We start from the raw sequence: 15513 nt of genomic DNA on the forward strand, positions 1-15513 counted from the left end.
GGACCCGGTCCGTAGCGTCGGGTCCACCGCGGCACCTTCGCCGCACCGCCCACCGGGCGAGACAGACCACCACGCGGCATCCACCGCACCGAGACACACCGAGAGGAGGGGAAGATGTCATTCCAAGGAGCAGACGTCGGCGAACTCGACAAGCTGGCGCAGAAGGCCCACGAGGGCGCGAACTACGCCCGCACCGTCGCGATGGCGCTGAAGATCCTCGTCGCCGCACTGAAGGCGATGTCGTGGACCGGCTGGGCCGCCGCGTACGCCGCGTACCTCGAGAGCACCGTCATCCCGTGGGTCGAAAAGACCCAGCAGGCGCTCGAACGCTTCGCGAAGGTGCTCGAGACGGCCTCTGCGCTGCAGAAGTCGGTCAGCGAGGACTCACCGCACGTGTCGGTGCCGGCCTCGGCCTACACGCCGATCTCGATGCCGGCGAGCACCTGCGCCAACCCGCCGTCGCTGCGGGCGCCGGAGTACGCGATCTCCCCGTCCACCATGCCGACCACCGCGACCGGGGCCGGCGGCGCCGTCGCCACCCCGACCGGGGTGGGCGCCACCGCCAGCGGGCTCGGCCAGACCGGCGCCGTCGGCGGCGGATCGCAGGTCACGACGCCGGCCACCGTCGGCAGCGGGGCGAGCGGGTTCGGCCAGGCCGCGAACGGCGGTTCGGCCGCCGCCTCGGTGCCGGGGCTGATCGGCACCATCGCCAGCGCGGCCGCGGCCCTCGGCCGGGCGACCGGCGGGGGAGCCTCGGCCGTCGCGCCGGCGGGCAGCCTGCCCGGCTCCAGTTTCGGCTCCGCGGCGATCGGGTCGGGGTACGGCTCGGGGGCTCTCGGGTCCGGGTTCGGTTCGGGCGCGGTCGGTTCGGGGTACAGCTCGGGCGCGGTCGGGGCCGGGGCGCCCGATGCGCACGGCACATACGACGCCGGCTCGGCGCTGCATGGCACGGATGCCAGTGGCTCCGGGTCGATCGGCGGCGGGTCGATCGGGTCCGGGTCAATCGGGTCCGGGTCGCTCGGTGGCGGCGCCGTCGGCGGCAACACGGGCGGCTCCGGCTCGCACGCGTCCGGTCTTGGCGGCTCTGGCTCCGGCTCCGGCGGCAGCGCCGGTTTGGGAGCGGGCGGCTCCGGCGGCCTCGGCTCCGGCTCGGGTTCCGACTCGGGGTCGGGCTCGAGCGGCCTCGGCTCGTCCGGCGCGATCGGCTCAGGCGGCTCCGGCGCGATCGGTTCGGGCGGCCTCGGCTCGGGCAGCCTCGGCTCAGGCGGCTCCGGCACGGGCGGCGCGACCGGCACCGATCCGCATGCCCTCGCGGCCGGCGACCCGCACGTCGTACACGCCGCGGTCGCGGCACGCCCGGCATCCCTCGGCTCTGCCGCCACCGGATCGGATGCGTTCCGCCTCGACGCGGCGCCCGACTCGATCGGCGGGATGCCGGCGGCCGCGCGGGCGGCGATGATCGCCGGTCCGCTCGGCCTGGCCGGTGCGGGTGCCGCCGCGCTCGGCGGCCTGCGCCGCTCGGGAAAGAACTCCGACACGACCGACGAGGCGGTCGACCTCGACGCGCCACGGACGCTCTAGTCCGCGGCATCCACCCCACAACTTCATATCGCCACACACCACTGAAAGGAAAAGAAAATGAGCACCACCGTCTATGGAATGGACATCGCCGCCGGACGCGACCTCTCGCGGGTCATGAACAGCGACGCCGACACGATCAACCAGCTGACCGCGCAGTTGACCCAGCGCCTCGAGAACACGCCCTGGTACGGCCCCGACGCGCAGCGGTTCACCAGCGACTGGCACGGCCAGTACGTGCCCGCGCTGCAGAACGTGGTCAACGCGCTGCAAGAGAACGCGACGATCATCGCCCAGCAGGCCGACGACCAGGAGCGCGCCTCGAGCTGACGCCGGGTCGCGCGGGTGGCCTGGGTCGCCTGGGTCGCGCGGGTCGCGCGGGTCGCACGGAGGGCCGGTTCCCCCACGGGAGCCGGCCTTCCGGCGTGCCTGGGGCGGGGGTTTCGGTCGTGCGTGGGCCCGCGGCCGAGCCGGCACGAAGCGGAAGTTTCCACCCCCGCGCGGGTGGCCGCGGGCCCCCGCCCGTCCTACCGTCGGAAGCAAGCCCGAGCCCGAGCCCAGCTCGAAGCACAGACCCCGAACCCGAGACCAGACCGAGAGGACGGCAGCATCCATGTGGCGAGTGAGCGTCCGGCCCACGCCGGAGAGCAGCCTCGAGCCGGTCGACGTCGTGGTCACGGCCGAGCAGGGCGGCTCGGTCGCCGACCTCGCCGCGAGCCTGGGCCGTCACCTCGCCGGCTCACAGGTGCTGCTCGCCCCCACCACCGCGGGTGTGCCGTGGCCGGCGCAGACCCCGCTGGCCGAGGCACCGCTGCATGACGGCGACGTGCTGGATGTGGCATCCGTCGCCGACGACTGGCTCGACCGGCCCGCCCCGGCACGACCGCCCCGGGCGATCGTGCACATCCTCACCGGACCCGATGCGGGCGCCCGCATCCCGCTCACCGGCGAGGTCGCCACCATCGGCCGCGGCGCCGACGCCACCGTGCGGCTGAGCGACCCGCTCGTCTCACGCACCCACGCCCGCCTGCTGCTCGGCCGCGAGCCGGTGCTCAGCGACGAGGGATCCGCGCACGGCACCCGCGTCGCCGACCGCCCGGTCGGCCGCCCCCAACCGGTCGCCTGGGGCGAACGCATCAGCATCGGCTCCACCGTGCTGACCCTGCAGCCCGGCCGCGGCGCCGACACCGCCGCCGACCGCAGCATCTGGCGCTCGCCCCGTTTCGGCACCACGGTCGCCCCCGCCGAGGTCGACCTGCCCACCGCTCCCAGCGCGCCGCGCCGGCAGCCGTTCCCGTGGCCGATGATCCTCATGCCGGTGATCATGGGCGGCGCCCTGTTCGCGACCATGCGCAACGCGTACTCGCTGATCTTCATGCTCGGCTTTCCGTCCATGATGGTGATCACCCACCTCATCCAGCGCCGCGCGGCGAAGAAGGAGTTCGCCGAGCAGACCCGCACCTGGCGCGCCGACCTCGCCGACGGCCTCGCCGCGATCGACGCCGCCGCGGTCGCGCAACGGGCCAACGCCGTCGACGACGACCCCGACCCGGCCATCGTGCGCGACCGGGCCACCAGCGCCGACCGGCACATCTGGGTGCGGCAGGCCGACGACCCCGACTTCCTGCACATCCGCGCCGGGCTCGGCCCGCGCCCTGCCCTGGTCACCGGAAAACTCTCAGACCAGGGCGACCGCGCGCTGCGGGCCGAGGTGCGCACCGAGCTCGCCCGCCGCCACACCCTCGCCGACATGCCGGTCACGGTGCCGCTCGGCACGCTCACCGCGGTCGTCGGCGACGGCGACGAGCTCGACGAGTGGCTGCAGGCGGCCCTCATCCGCCTCGCCGCCACGCACTCCCCCAACGACGTGCGCATCGTCGCCGTGCTCTCGCACGAGCGCGCCCGCATCGAATCGTGGCTGCGATGGATGCCTCATGCCGCGCCGCTGGCGGGAGGCCTCGCCTCGGTCGCGGTCGGTGCCGGTGACGGTCAGGCCCTGCTCGAAGAGCTGGCCCGCAGCGACGGCGGCACCGAGCACATCGTCTGCGTCATCGACTCCGCCGCGGGGCTGCCCCGCCGGCTCGTCGAGGGGGTGGCATCCGTCGCCGACGACAAGCGCCTGCACCTGCTCTGGGTCGGAGGCGACCTGGCCCGCGTGCCCGCCGCCACCGAGGTCGCCGTCGATCTGCCGGGTCGTGGCATCCGTCGCGCCGACCGCGGCGGCGTCGACGAGCTGACCTCGCCCGACCGGCTCGACCTCGGTTCGGCCTGGCGCGCCGCCCGGGCCCTGGGCGGCTATCGCGACGAGGCCGCCGTGCTCGCCGGCGAGTCGGCCCTGCCCGACCGGGTGCGGCTGCCCGAGCTGAGCACCGACCTGACGAACCTCGACGATCCCGACGCGATCGGCCAGCGGTGGGCGGCGAGCACCGGGCTGCGCGCCCAGCTGGGCATGGGCGCCGACGGGGTGTGCTCGATCGACCTGCGCGAGGACGGTCCGCACGGGTTGGTGGCCGGCACCACCGGCGCCGGCAAGAGCGAGCTGCTGCAGTCGCTGCTGTGCTCGCTCGCGGTCAACAATCCGCCCCGCCGCATCACGTTCCTGCTCGTGGACTACAAGGGCGGCGCCGCGTTCCGCGAGTGCGCGCAGTTGCCGCACACCGTCGGCTACATCACCGACCTCACCCCGGCGCTGGTGCAGCGTGCGCTCACCTCGCTGCACGCCGAGCTCACCTCGCGCGAACACCTGCTCGCGCAGTACGGCGCGAAAGACCTCGTCGCCCTGGAGCGCACCCACCCCGAGGCCGCCCCGCCGAGCATGCTCATCTGCGTCGACGAGTTCGCCGCGCTGCTGGCCGAGGTGCCCGACTTCATCGACGGCATGGTCTCGATCGCGCAGCGGGGCCGGTCGCTGGGTATGCACATGATCCTCGCGACGCAGCGCCCGGCGGGCGTGGTGACCCCGCAGATCAAGGCGAACACCGACCTGCGCATCGCGCTGCGGGTCGCCTCGCCCGACGATTCCAGCGATGTGGTCGATGCTCCGGATGCCGCGAACCTGTCGCGTCGCACTCCCGGGCGGGCGCTGCTGCGCCGCACCGGGCACGGCACCCGCGAGCTGGTGCAGGTGGCCTATGTGGGCGGCACCGAGCGGCTGCGCGAAAGCGGCGAGCGCGTGCAGGTGCGCCCGTTCACCGCCCGCGCCCTGCCCGAATCCGACGGCGGCACCGGCGAGCGGCTGCACGAGCACTCCGACCTGGAGCGCATCGTCGCCACCGTCACCACGGCGTTCCTGCGCAGCGGCGCGGCCGCGCCCAAGCGTCCGTGGATCCCCCCGCTGCCCGACGAGTTGCCGATCGCGGCCATCGAGCCGGGGCGTCTGGCGATCGGCGCCGACGCCCGCGACGAGGCCGCGATCGCCGGATCGGGCACCGACGTCACCGTGGTCGAGCAGCGTCCGGGCCAGGTGCTGCTCGGGGTGCGTGACATCCCCGCCGAGCAGCGGCAGGAGCCGTGGCTGGTCGACTACGCCCGCACCGGCCACCTGCTCGTGTACGGGGCGTCGGGATCGGGCAAGACCGAACTGCTGCGCACGGTCGCGGCATCCGTCACCGCCGCCGGTGACGCCGCACCCGCGTGCGTGTACGGCATCGACGCGGGCGGCGGCGGACTCACTGTGCTCGAGCGGCTGGGGTCGGTCGGCTCGATCGTCGTCGAGCAGGCGACCGAACGGATGCTGCGGCTGATCCGCATGGTGCACCGCACCGTGATCGACCGCAACGCGATGCTGGCCGCCCGCGGTGTGGCCGACCTCGATGCGCTGGCGGCGACCGGGGTGCACACGCAGCGCATCCACCTGCTGATCGACAACCTGCCGGCGGTGCTCGACGCACTCGAGGGCGGCGGGGCGCTGCGCCGTCAGCACGCCGACCAGCTGCTGACCGTGCTGCAGGAGGGCCGCCGCGCCGGGGTGCACGTGACCGCGACCGCCCCGCAGCGCACCGGGCTTCCCAGCCAGGTGCAGGCGGCGTTCGGCGGCCGGGTGGTGTTGCGCATGAGCGTCGCCGACGACTACGGCATGCTCGGCGTGGCGACCGGCGTGCTCGACGCCGACTCCCCCGCCGGCCGGGGCCTGGTCGGCCACCACGAGGTGCACGTGGCGACCCTGGGCGGTGCGGGAACCCCGCAGCAGGCCGAGCACCTCGACGAGCTGATGGCGCACCTGCCCGGCCGCTACGACGAGGTCTCGCCGACCCCGGTGCCGGTCATGCCGACCCGGTTGCCGCAGCGGCTGCTGCCGCGCCCGGCCCGCGACGAGCTCGTCGTCGGCGTCGAAGAGGACGTCGTCGCCCCCGTCTCGCTGCGGATGTGCGACGGTCCGGTGCTTGTGACCGGCCGCGCCCGGTCGGGCCGCACCTCGGCGCTGGTCGGTCTGGCGCAACTGGCGCACCGCGCCGAAGAACCGGCCCGTGTCGTGCTGATCGGGCCGGGGGCGGATGCCGCGGGGCCGCTGCCGGCCGACATGCCGGTCACCGTGCTCACCGACCCGGCCTCAGCCGCCGCCTGGGCGCAGGCCGAGGCATCCCGCACCGACACCGGCTGGACGCTCGTGCTCGTCGACGACGTGCACGTGTGGGAGCGGGCGTGGGAGGCGGCCGGCGACGAGCGCCGTGCGCTCGAGGCGCTGACCGCGCTGGTCGGGCGGCCCAACCTGGCGCTGGTCGTCGCGACCGATCCCGACGAGGCGCGGTCGCGCCAGCACATCCCGGGGCTGGTGGCCGCCGTCCGCCGCGCGCGACGGGCGATGCTGATCTCGCCCGAGATGGGCGACGGCACCCTGGTGGGTGCGCAGGTGCCGATGAGCGCGCACGAATCGCTGTCGGGCATCGGCCGCGGGCTGCTGATCGCGGGTGGGGCTGCGCAGGTCGTGCAACTACTATGTGCGTCGGGGGAGGACTGATCATGTCCGGATGGTGGTCCCGTATGTCTCGGGGGCGCGATCGGGGGCTCGTCGAAGTGGGCGTGGCCGCCGGGGGCGCATTGCTGGTGATCGGAGCGCTCGCCGGAAACGGCGTGGCCGCGACCGTGGTCGACATGTCGGACGGGCAGACCTGGCTGCCCGGGCAGCACGGCCGCATCGTGCAGGTGAACCCGGCCACCGGCACCGCCGAGCGCAGACTCATCGTCGGCGCCGACGGCAGCCGGCTGACGATCGCGCAGAACGCCGGCGACCTCATCGTCAACGACGAGACCACCGGAACGCTCACCGCCGTGGACCTGACCGCACTGGTCGCCAGCGGCAGCCGCAGCGCGGGTACCGACGAGCGGGTGCTGGTCGGTGGCGGCCGCGTGGTGCTCGTCGACACCGACCCGGGCACGGTGCGCGCGGTCGACCCGCTCACGCTCGCAGACCTCGGCACCCCGTTCCGCACCGACCAGAAGATCGCCGATGCCGCGGTCGACGGCGACGGCGACGTGTGGGTGCTCACCGACAGCGGCACGCTCACCCAGCTGGACTACTCGACCACCGCCGGCGCGTTCCACACCGGCCAGCACCGCCCGGTCGCGGGCGCCGGCGCACGCAGCCGCCTGGTGCCGCATGAGAAGGGCGTCACCGTGTTCGCCGCCGACGGCGGTGCCGTGGTGCAGGTGGGGGCGGGGTCGGATGTCGCGGTGACGGTGCCCGATCTGGACGGCACGGTCGCGGCCGCACCGCGGTCGCCGGCCAGTCTCGTGCCCGCGTCGGCGACCGACTCGGGCCGGGTGTTCCTGCTGTCGGACCGTGATCTGCTGCAGGTGGACGTCGCGGGTCTGGGATGCGACCGGCCCGGCGGGCCGCAGGTGTTCGACCAGCGCGTGTACGTGCCGTGCCTGGGCAAGGGCCGGGTCATGGTGCTCGACCACAACGGGCACCGTGCCGGTGCCGACATCGTCGTGCCCGGTGGCGGCGACCCGCAGTTCACCGCCGACGAGGGCCGCCTGTTCGTCACGACGGCGAACGACGGACGCACCGTGGTGGTGCAGCCGGACGGCTCGACCGGGGTCGTCGACCTCGACCAGCCGAGCGTGCCCGAGACCCGCGTCGACGCCCCTGCACCGGTGACGATCCCGAAGGTGACCTCGCCGTGGACCGACCGGCACGACCAGGTCGACCGACGCGACCACCGGCATGACCAGGGCGACCGGCATGACCAGGGCGACCGCGACGGCGACCACGGCCGTCCTCACCGCGGCGACGACCAGGCCACGCCCGACCCGACGCCGCCGGTGACCGGCCCGGTCACCGAGCCCACCACTCCCCCCGACGACGGCGGTCCCGGCACGCCGACAGATGCCCCGACGGACGCGCCCACCGACGGACCGACCGACGGACCGGGCACGCCGACCGACGATCCCACCGACGGACCGGGTACGCCCACCGACGATCCCACCCCGAGCGCCGACCCGGTGCGCGACCTGGCCGCGTCGGTGCAGCCGGACGGCGACGTCGACCTGACCTGGACGGCACCCGACGTGGCCCCGACCGACTACCTGGTGACCAGTTCCGACGGCACCACGTCGCTGACCGTGCCCGGGGATGCCACCGAGGCCGTGGCATCCGGCCTGGCCTGCGGCCGCACCGTCACGCTCACCGTCACCGCCCGCTACGACGGCGGCGCCGCGGCCGCGCGCACCGACGTGCGCACCGCGGACTGCCCGGTCGACCCCGCCGACCTGAACCCGCGTGATGTGACCGCATCGGCCACCGGCGGCGCGGTGACCGTGTCGTGGAGCGCGCCGACCGTGGCCGCCACCGGGTACACGATCTCGGGCGGTGGGGTGAGCACGACCGCGCCGGCCGGCGCCACCTCGGCCACGCTGTCGGGCATCGCGTGCGGCACCACCGCGACCGTCACGGTGACCGCCGCGCACTCCGGCCTGCCCGCCGGCAGCGCCGGCGCCGACGTGACCACTCCGGCATGCCCGGTCACGCCGACGGCGACGGCGGCCACGAACGTCGTGGCCACAGCATCCGGAACCAGCGTCACCGTCACCTGGAACGCGGCGAGCTCGGGCGCCGACGAGTACCTGGTCAAGCGCTCGGGCGGGTCGTGGACCTCGGCCGGCACGAAGACCTCGCTCACCTTCACCGGGCTCGGTTACGGCAGCTACACGTTCACGGTGCAGACCCAGCTGGGCGCCTCGAGCGCGAACTCGGCCGCCAGCAACAGCGTGACGCTCGTCGCCGCGCCCGGCGCACCCGGTACGCCCGTGGTCGACAGCCTGGACGGTGACGGGCACGCGGTCGACTTCAGCGCGCACTGGGCGGCGGCACCGGCCAACGGCGCGCCGGTGACCTACACCGTGAAGTACACCGGCGCGGGCCGGTCGAAGACCGTCACCACGACGGCGACGTCGGTGCACGACACGCTGGTGTGCAACCCGGGCAAGGAGTTCCTGTGCGGCGACGGGCCGGGCGATGAGCCCGGCACGATCTCGGTGACCGTCACCGTCACCCCCGTCAACAGTGCCGGCACCGGGCCCAGCGCGACCGGCAGCGGCAGCAAGGAGGTCAACCCCGGCCAGCCGGCACCACCGCCGCCGCCGGCGCCGAAGAACGGCGACACCGTGGTCACCTCGATCCTGGCGACCGTGCCCGACCCGCACCAGGAGTATGTGAGCTACACGATCCGCGCCAAGGCGCCGGCGTCGTGGGCGTCGTTCACCGGCACCTGCACGCTGCACGTCACCATGGGCGGGAAGCCCGCGGGGAACCCGCAGATCTCGTGCGGGGCGAACGGCGTGGTCTTCACGTCGAACCTCAACACCACCGACGGCACGACGATCACCGCGAACGTGACCGCATCCGGCGGCGGAGTGAACGTGACGTCGGCGACCAAGTCCCGGGTCGTGCTGCCGCGCGACAACTGGCCGTACTGCGACCCGAACAAGCGCGTGTGCGAGGCGCCGGCATCGCTGCGCACCGGCGACCCCGACGTGAGTGTCATCCCGGCCCCGTGGCATCTGCCCGACGTGCCGAACCCGCCGGTGATGGCTGCGGGCGTGCTGATGCTCGGGTGCGCCGGCGCCCTGCGCACCGGTGGACTGGTGCGCCGTCGCCGGGCCGGCGCACGCGGCGGGCGGGCCGAGACCGCCGCCGCTTCGCGCGCTGGGGTGACCGAGACCGCCGCCGGTTCGTGCGCCGGGACCACCGCCCCGTCCCGCGCCGAGGTGATCGAGACCACCACCGGTCCGCGCGCCGAGGTGATCGAGACCACCACCGGTCCGCGCGCCGAGGTGATCGAGACCACCGCCGGCTCGCACACCGAGGTACGTGAGACCGCTGCCGCTTGCCGCGCCGAGGTGATCGAGAGCACCACTTGGTACCCCGGGGCAGCTGAGACCACCGCCGCTTCGAACGGAGAGACCGCATGACCGACGACATCCGGCAGGACGCGCCACCCAGCGAGGCGGACGTCGCACGGTTCCGGCTGCTGCACGACGCGGTGGTGGATGCGGTGTGCGAGGCGCTGCACGGAAAGCGCACCGTCGTGGAGCTGGTGGCTGTGGCGTTGTTCGCGGGCGGGCATGTGCTTCTGGAAGATGTGCCCGGCACCGGCAAGACGACGCTGGCCCGTGCATTCTCGGCGGCGGTGGGCGGCATCTCGCGGCGCATCCAGTTCACGCCCGACCTGCTGCCGGCCGATGTCACCGGCACGAGCGTGTTCGACCCGGCGACCGGGCAGATCTCGTTCCGGCCCGGGCCGGTGTTCGCGAACGTGCTGCTGGCCGACGAGATCAACCGGGCCGCCGCGAAGACCCAGTCGGCACTGCTCGAGGTGATGGCCGAGCACACCGTCACCGCCGACGGGGTGGCGCAGCCGGTGCCCGACCCGTTCCTGGTGATCGCCACGCAGAACCCGGTCGACCTGGACGGCACCTATCGGCTGCCCGAGGCGCAGTTGGACCGGTTCCTGGTGCGGGTGCACATCGGCTACCCCGATGTCGACCATGAGATCGCGGTGCTGCGGCCGGGCAGCAGCGCCGGCCGGGTGGATCGGGTGCGGCAGGTGACGAGCCCCGAGGCGGTGGCATCCACGACCCGGATGCTCGCCGGACTGCACGTGGCCGACCCGATCCTCGGGTATGTGCGCGCCCTGGGCGCCGCCACCCGCGCCGACGAACGGCTGCGGCTGGGTGCGTCGACCCGGGCGCTGCGTGCGCTGGTGGGCGCCGCGCAGGTGCGGGCGGCCACCCAGGGTCGGCACTATGTGGTGCCCTCGGACGTGCAGCAGCTGGCGGTTCCGGTGCTCGCACACCGACTGGTGCCCACGCGCGAGGCGCTGCTGGCCGGCACCGGCGCCGAAGACGTGCTGGCTGACGTGATCGCCCGCGTCGAGGCGCCGCGGCCCACACCGGCATGAGCGGGCGGGTGCCGGCGCAGGTCGCGTCGGATGCGGCATCCGCACGCCGCGGCCGGCCCGTGCAGGTCGCGTCGGGTGCGGTATCCGCACGCCGCGCTCGGCTCCTGCGGGTCGTGTGGGATGCGGCATCCACACGCCGCGGCCGGCTCGTGCAGGTCGCAGAAGACGCCCACCCCGCCACCGCTACCCGGCCACTTCTGCGACCGCGCGCACGTGAGGTCGCAGAAGCTGCCGCCCCAGAGGACGCCGGAAGGCGTTTTCTGCGACCCGCGTCGACAACGCGCCGCGTCGCGCCGACCGGGACGGCTGCATCCCCCCACGCGACCGCGCCGGCCGCGGCATCCGCGCGCCGCGGGCGGCTCGTGCAGGTCGCAGAAGACGCCCACTCCGCCGCCGCTACCCGGCCACTTCTGCGACCGCGCGCACGTGAGGTCGCAGAAGCGGCCGCCTCAGAGGACGCCCGAGGGCGCTTTCTGCGACCGGCGCCGAGAACATACCGCCCAGAGCCGGCCGGGGTCGATGCATCCCCGCGCGCGACGGCGCCGGATGCGGCATCCGCGCGCCGCGGCCGGTCCGTGCAGGTCGCAGAAGACACCCACCCCGCCACCGCTACCCGGCCACTTCTGCGACAGGGCTTGCGACGGGTCGCAGAAGCGGCCGCCTCAGAGGACGCCCAAGGGCGTGTTCTGCGACCCTCACCGATCGCGCCGATCGGGGCGGCAGCGTGAGCATCCGACCGACCGCGCGCGGCTGGGCGAGCCTGGTGGTCGCCGTGATCGCGTGGGTCGGCGGGGTGTGGACGGGGTATCCCGCCCTGGTCGGCCTGGCCGTGGCGCTGACCGCGGCCCTTGTCGTCGCGGTGGTCAGCGTGGCGGTGCCGACGCCGGTGACGATCAGCCGCACCGTGCGGCCCGAGCGGGTGTCGCGATTCGATGAGTGCCGGGCGACGATCCGGGTGGTGAACACGGCGCGGCGGTGGCCGGTGACCTTGGCCGGCACCGATCGGGTCGACGGCGCGCCGGTGGCGTTCGAGTTTCCGACCCTGCGCGGCGGGCAAAGCGCCGAGACGACGGTGCGCATCCCCACCGAGCGGCGCGGGGTCATCACGTTCGGCCCGCTCAGCCTGGATCGGCGGTCGTTCGCCGACCTGGTGCGGGTGCGCCGCGCCTACGGACAGTCGGCGTCGGTGCTGGTCGAGCCGCGACTGCTGGATGCCGCCGGCCTGCCGCCCGGGTTGCGCCGCAGCCACGTCGGGGCCGATGAGCGCATCGCGCACGGCGGCACCGATCTGGTGGGGCTGCGCGAGTACGTGCCCGGCGACGACCTGCGCCGGTTGCACTGGGCGACCAGCGCGCGGCGTGGCGTGCTGATGGTGCGCGAGGACGCCGATCCGGCGATGCCGTTCTTGACGGTGCTGCTCGATGACCGGGCGGGTTCGTACCGCGACGGCGGGTTCGATGAGGCGGTCGATGTGGCGGCCAGCCTGCTCGACGCTGCGGCCGCGTCGCGGTCGCCGGCCCGGGTGGCGACGCTGTCGGGGTCGCTCGATCTCGAGCTTCCGGTGCCGGTCGGGCAGGTCGATCCCGGCCGCGTGGCGCCTGAGGCGCTGGCGCGACTGGCGACGCTGACCGTGCAACACGACGCGGTCGGGGTGCACGCCTACCTCAGCTCGCCCGATGTGGTCGCCGTGGTGTCGGGGGCGGATGCGGCGCAGTCCGACCTGCTGGTCACCGCGGCCGCCGCCCCGGTAGGGGTGGTGGCGCTGGTCGACGAGGCCCCCGACCGGATGGTGTCGGCGTCGGGCGGGGTGCTGGTGCTGCGCGGGCCGCGCGCCGAAGACCTCGCCTACGGCTGGCGCACCGCCGCCGCCGGGACCGGGGCGGGCCGATGACGCCGATCACGACCGTCGCGTGGGTGGTGGCACGGTGAACCGGGCGATCGCGGTGGTGTGGGCCGGCTGCGTGCTGGCGCTGTCGACGGTGCCGATCGCCGCGGGGTATGCCGCATGGTGGGCGCTACCGGTGCTGATCGGCTGCGTTCTCGTGCCGACGCTGCTGGTCGTGCTCGGGCGGGCGCTGCGCATCGGCGCGGGCTGGATCGCCCTGGGCGTGGGAGCGCTGGCCGTGATCGCCGGCATCGCACTGGGCGGGGTGGGCGTCGGCGACGACCCGCACTGGGCCGGGCCGGGGGTGCTGGCACCGTTGGTCGACGCGATCCCACGGCTGCTGACCGCTCCGCGGCCGGCTCCCGACGCGATCGGCTACCTCGTTCCGGCGGGGATGCTGGTGTGGCTGGTCGCCCTCGGCGTCGCGCTGGCGGTGACCGCCCGCGGGCGAGCGCGCATGGCGCCGTTGATCGGTCTGGTGCTGCTGCAGACCGCCGGGGCGCTGCTGACGGCCGGCGAGGCCGACGCGCACGGACTGGTGGCCGCGGCATCCATCGCCCTGCTGCTGCTGGGCTGGGTGGCGATCCCGGCGGCGGACGCCGACCCCCGCCGGTCGGCGCGCCCGACTCGGGCGGCGTGGGCGGCCGCGGCGATCGCCGCCGTCGTGGTCGGGGCGCTGGCGCTGACCGGCGCGGCGCTGACCGCCGGCGACCGGTTCGAGCCGCGCGCACTGGTGCCGCCGCCACAGCTGCCGGCGCAGGCGACGAACCCGCTGCCCGACGTGGCGCTGTGGAACACCCGCGCCGACGAGACGCTGTTCACGATCGCGGCTTCACCGGCGCCGCAACGGGTGCGGCTGGCGGTGCTGCCTGACTTCGACGGCGCCGCGTGGACGCTCGAGGGCCGGCTGCGGCAGGTGGGCGTGGTCGATAAGCCCGACCTGCCGGCGAGCACGTGGCGGCACACGGTGACCTACCGGTTCGAGCCCGGCGCGCTCACCGGTGCGTGGGTGCCGAGCCTGGGCCTGGCCGAACAGGCCACGGGCGGGGTGCTGATGGACGCCGACACCGGGTCCCTGGTGGCATCCGACGGCCGCGCCGACGCGCCGGTCACGGTGACGGCGTCGGTCGATGCGCCCAGTGAGGATGCCGTGACCCGGGCGGGCGTGCCGCCCGAGTCCGAGGCATCCCGGTATCTGCAGCTGCCGCGCGTGCCGACCGACCTGGTCGACCAGGCGCAGGCGCTGACCGCCGGTGCCGACACGCCGTGGGCGCAGGTGACGGCGCTGTCGGATTTCGTGCGCGGCGACCGCACCCTCGACCAGGGGGCGCCGTCGGGGGCGTCGTACGGGCGGCTGACGGAGTTCTTGTTCGCGTCGAAGGCCGACGGCGGGCAGGTGGGCACGACCGAGCAGTTCGCCGCGTCGTTCGCGGTGCTCGCCCGGGCCATCGGCATCCCGACCCGGTTGGTCGTCGGGTTCGACACCGGGTCGGATCGGCCCGCCGGTGCGCGCACGGTGTTCACCGGCGCCGATGCGCGGGTGTGGGCGGAGGTGTACCTGTCGCGGGCGGGCTGGGTGACGGTCGATCCGAGTCCGGATTCGGCGATCCTCACCCGGCACACGCCGCCGGCTGGCGATGTCGCGGCGGCGCCGACGCCCACGCCCGCGCCCAGTGGCGCGGTTCCGGATGCCGCGCCCCCCGCGGCCGCCCCGGTCGGGGCGCGGTCGGGGTCGACGGGGGCGGTGCTCGCGGTCGTCGCGGCGTGCGTGCTGGTGCTGCTGATCGTCGGCATCGGGATGCTGGTGTGGCTGCGCGTGCGGCGCCGGTTGCGCTGGCGGTCGGCCGGGGCGCCGGGCGCCTGGGCGCAGGTGCTCGACGCCGCGGCGCTGGCCGGCGTGCGGATCGAGCCCGGCATGACGCCCGAGCAGGTGGCCCGGCGCGTGGCCGAGGCGGCCGCGGGTGGCGGCGGGGTCGATGATCGCGATGCGGATGCGGTGGGCCGCGGGGGTCGGGCCGGTGATAGCGCGGGTGCGGATGTGGCGGGTGCGGGCGCTGGTGCTGCGCGTATCGGCGGTGGTGGCGGTGGTGGTGGCGGCGTGGTCGATGATCGCGATGCGGATGCGGTGGGCCGTGGCGGCCGGGCCGGGGATACCGCGGGTGCGGTGACCGGCGGGGCAGGGGTCGCGGGCGAGCGACACGCGGGCGAGTCCACGCTCGCCGCGGATGCGCTGGCCCTGGCCGCGCGCGCCCAGCGCGACGCCTATGCTCCGGCGGCCGGCATCGGTGATCCGCGTCGGGAGGGCGCGGCTCCCGACCCCCTGGCAGGTCCGGCGCCGGGTCACGCCGCAGTCGCGGTGCTCGACGCGAGGGAGCAGGACGAGGCATCCGCCGACTGGGCCGCAGCACTGCGGATCGAACGCGCGTTGCGACGGCGGGCCGGGTGGTGGCGCAGGCTCGTATGGCACGTGTCGCCGCGGGTGCTGGGCGACGGGCGGCGGTAGCCAGGTCGCAGGTGCGGGTGCTGGGCGTAGCCGCATCCGGGTCGGCGTGTTGCGCGACCGGCGACGGTAGCCGTGCCCAGGGCCGCGGGTACTGAACGACCGGTGGCGGTAGGCGCACCCGGCTCGGGGTGCTGGGCGACCGGCGG

At 74.9% G+C, this 15513-nt stretch carries 7 protein-coding genes; all 7 read left to right on the top strand.

Features of this window, described 5'->3' with window-relative positions:
- The first annotated feature begins 114 nt into the window (after nucleotides 1-114).
- The 7 genes from H577_RS17070 (at nucleotide 115) to H577_RS0110885 (ending at nucleotide 15367) form a co-directional block, all read left to right on the top strand.
- Nucleotides 115-1581: a TrbL/VirB6 family protein gene (locus H577_RS17070; RefSeq protein ID WP_051191971.1), complete on the top strand. Its 1467-nt coding sequence runs from the start codon at nucleotides 115-117 to the stop codon at nucleotides 1579-1581.
- Between the two features lie 57 nt (nucleotides 1582-1638).
- Complete coding sequence (locus H577_RS0110860; RefSeq protein WP_084516143.1) at nucleotides 1639-1908, top strand: hypothetical protein; 270 nt, start codon at nucleotides 1639-1641, stop codon at nucleotides 1906-1908.
- Nucleotides 1909-2191: 283 nt separating this feature from the next.
- Nucleotides 2192-6535, top strand: a complete 4344-nt coding sequence (locus H577_RS0110865) for a type VII secretion EssC family protein (RefSeq protein ID WP_029145965.1) — start codon at nucleotides 2192-2194, stop codon at nucleotides 6533-6535.
- Between the two features lie 23 nt (nucleotides 6536-6558).
- Nucleotides 6559-9990, top strand: a complete 3432-nt coding sequence (locus tag H577_RS0110870; RefSeq protein WP_029145966.1) for a fibronectin type III domain-containing protein — start codon at nucleotides 6559-6561, stop codon at nucleotides 9988-9990.
- Nucleotides 9987-10979 carry an AAA family ATPase gene (locus H577_RS0110875; protein WP_051191972.1) on the top strand — a complete coding sequence of 331 codons (993 nt, stop codon included), beginning with the start codon at nucleotides 9987-9989 and terminating at the stop codon, nucleotides 10977-10979. The genes H577_RS0110870 and H577_RS0110875 overlap by 4 nt, the downstream gene beginning before the upstream one ends.
- Before the next feature lie 724 nt (nucleotides 10980-11703).
- Entirely contained in the window at nucleotides 11704-12870 is a 1167-nt protein-coding gene (locus H577_RS16220) for a DUF58 domain-containing protein (RefSeq protein WP_211217922.1), read from the top strand.
- A 34-nt stretch (nucleotides 12871-12904) separates the two neighbouring features.
- On the top strand, nucleotides 12905-15367 hold the full coding sequence (locus tag H577_RS0110885; RefSeq protein WP_156876632.1) for a transglutaminase-like domain-containing protein: 2463 nt from the start codon (nucleotides 12905-12907) through the stop codon (nucleotides 15365-15367).
- Nucleotides 15368-15513: the final 146 nt, after the last annotated feature.

This window comes from Microbacterium luticocti DSM 19459, from assembly GCF_000422405.1.
GTDB lineage: Bacteria > Actinomycetota > Actinomycetes > Actinomycetales > Microbacteriaceae > Microbacterium > Microbacterium luticocti.

What these genes read in the sequence shown, in the direction of transcription:
- H577_RS0110865 (WP_029145965.1), top strand. Translation starts at nt 2,192, where the DNA reads ATGTGGCGAGTGAGCGTCCGGCCCACGCCGGAGAGCAGCCTCGAGCCG.
- H577_RS0110860 (WP_084516143.1), top strand. Translation starts at nt 1,639, where the DNA reads ATGAGCACCACCGTCTATGGAATGGACATCGCCGCCGGACGCGACCTC.
- H577_RS0110870 (WP_029145966.1), top strand. Translation starts at nt 6,559, where the DNA reads ATGTCTCGGGGGCGCGATCGGGGGCTCGTCGAAGTGGGCGTGGCCGCC.
- H577_RS17070 (WP_051191971.1), top strand. Translation starts at nt 115, where the DNA reads ATGTCATTCCAAGGAGCAGACGTCGGCGAACTCGACAAGCTGGCGCAG.
- H577_RS0110875 (WP_051191972.1), top strand. Translation starts at nt 9,987, where the DNA reads ATGACCGACGACATCCGGCAGGACGCGCCACCCAGCGAGGCGGACGTC.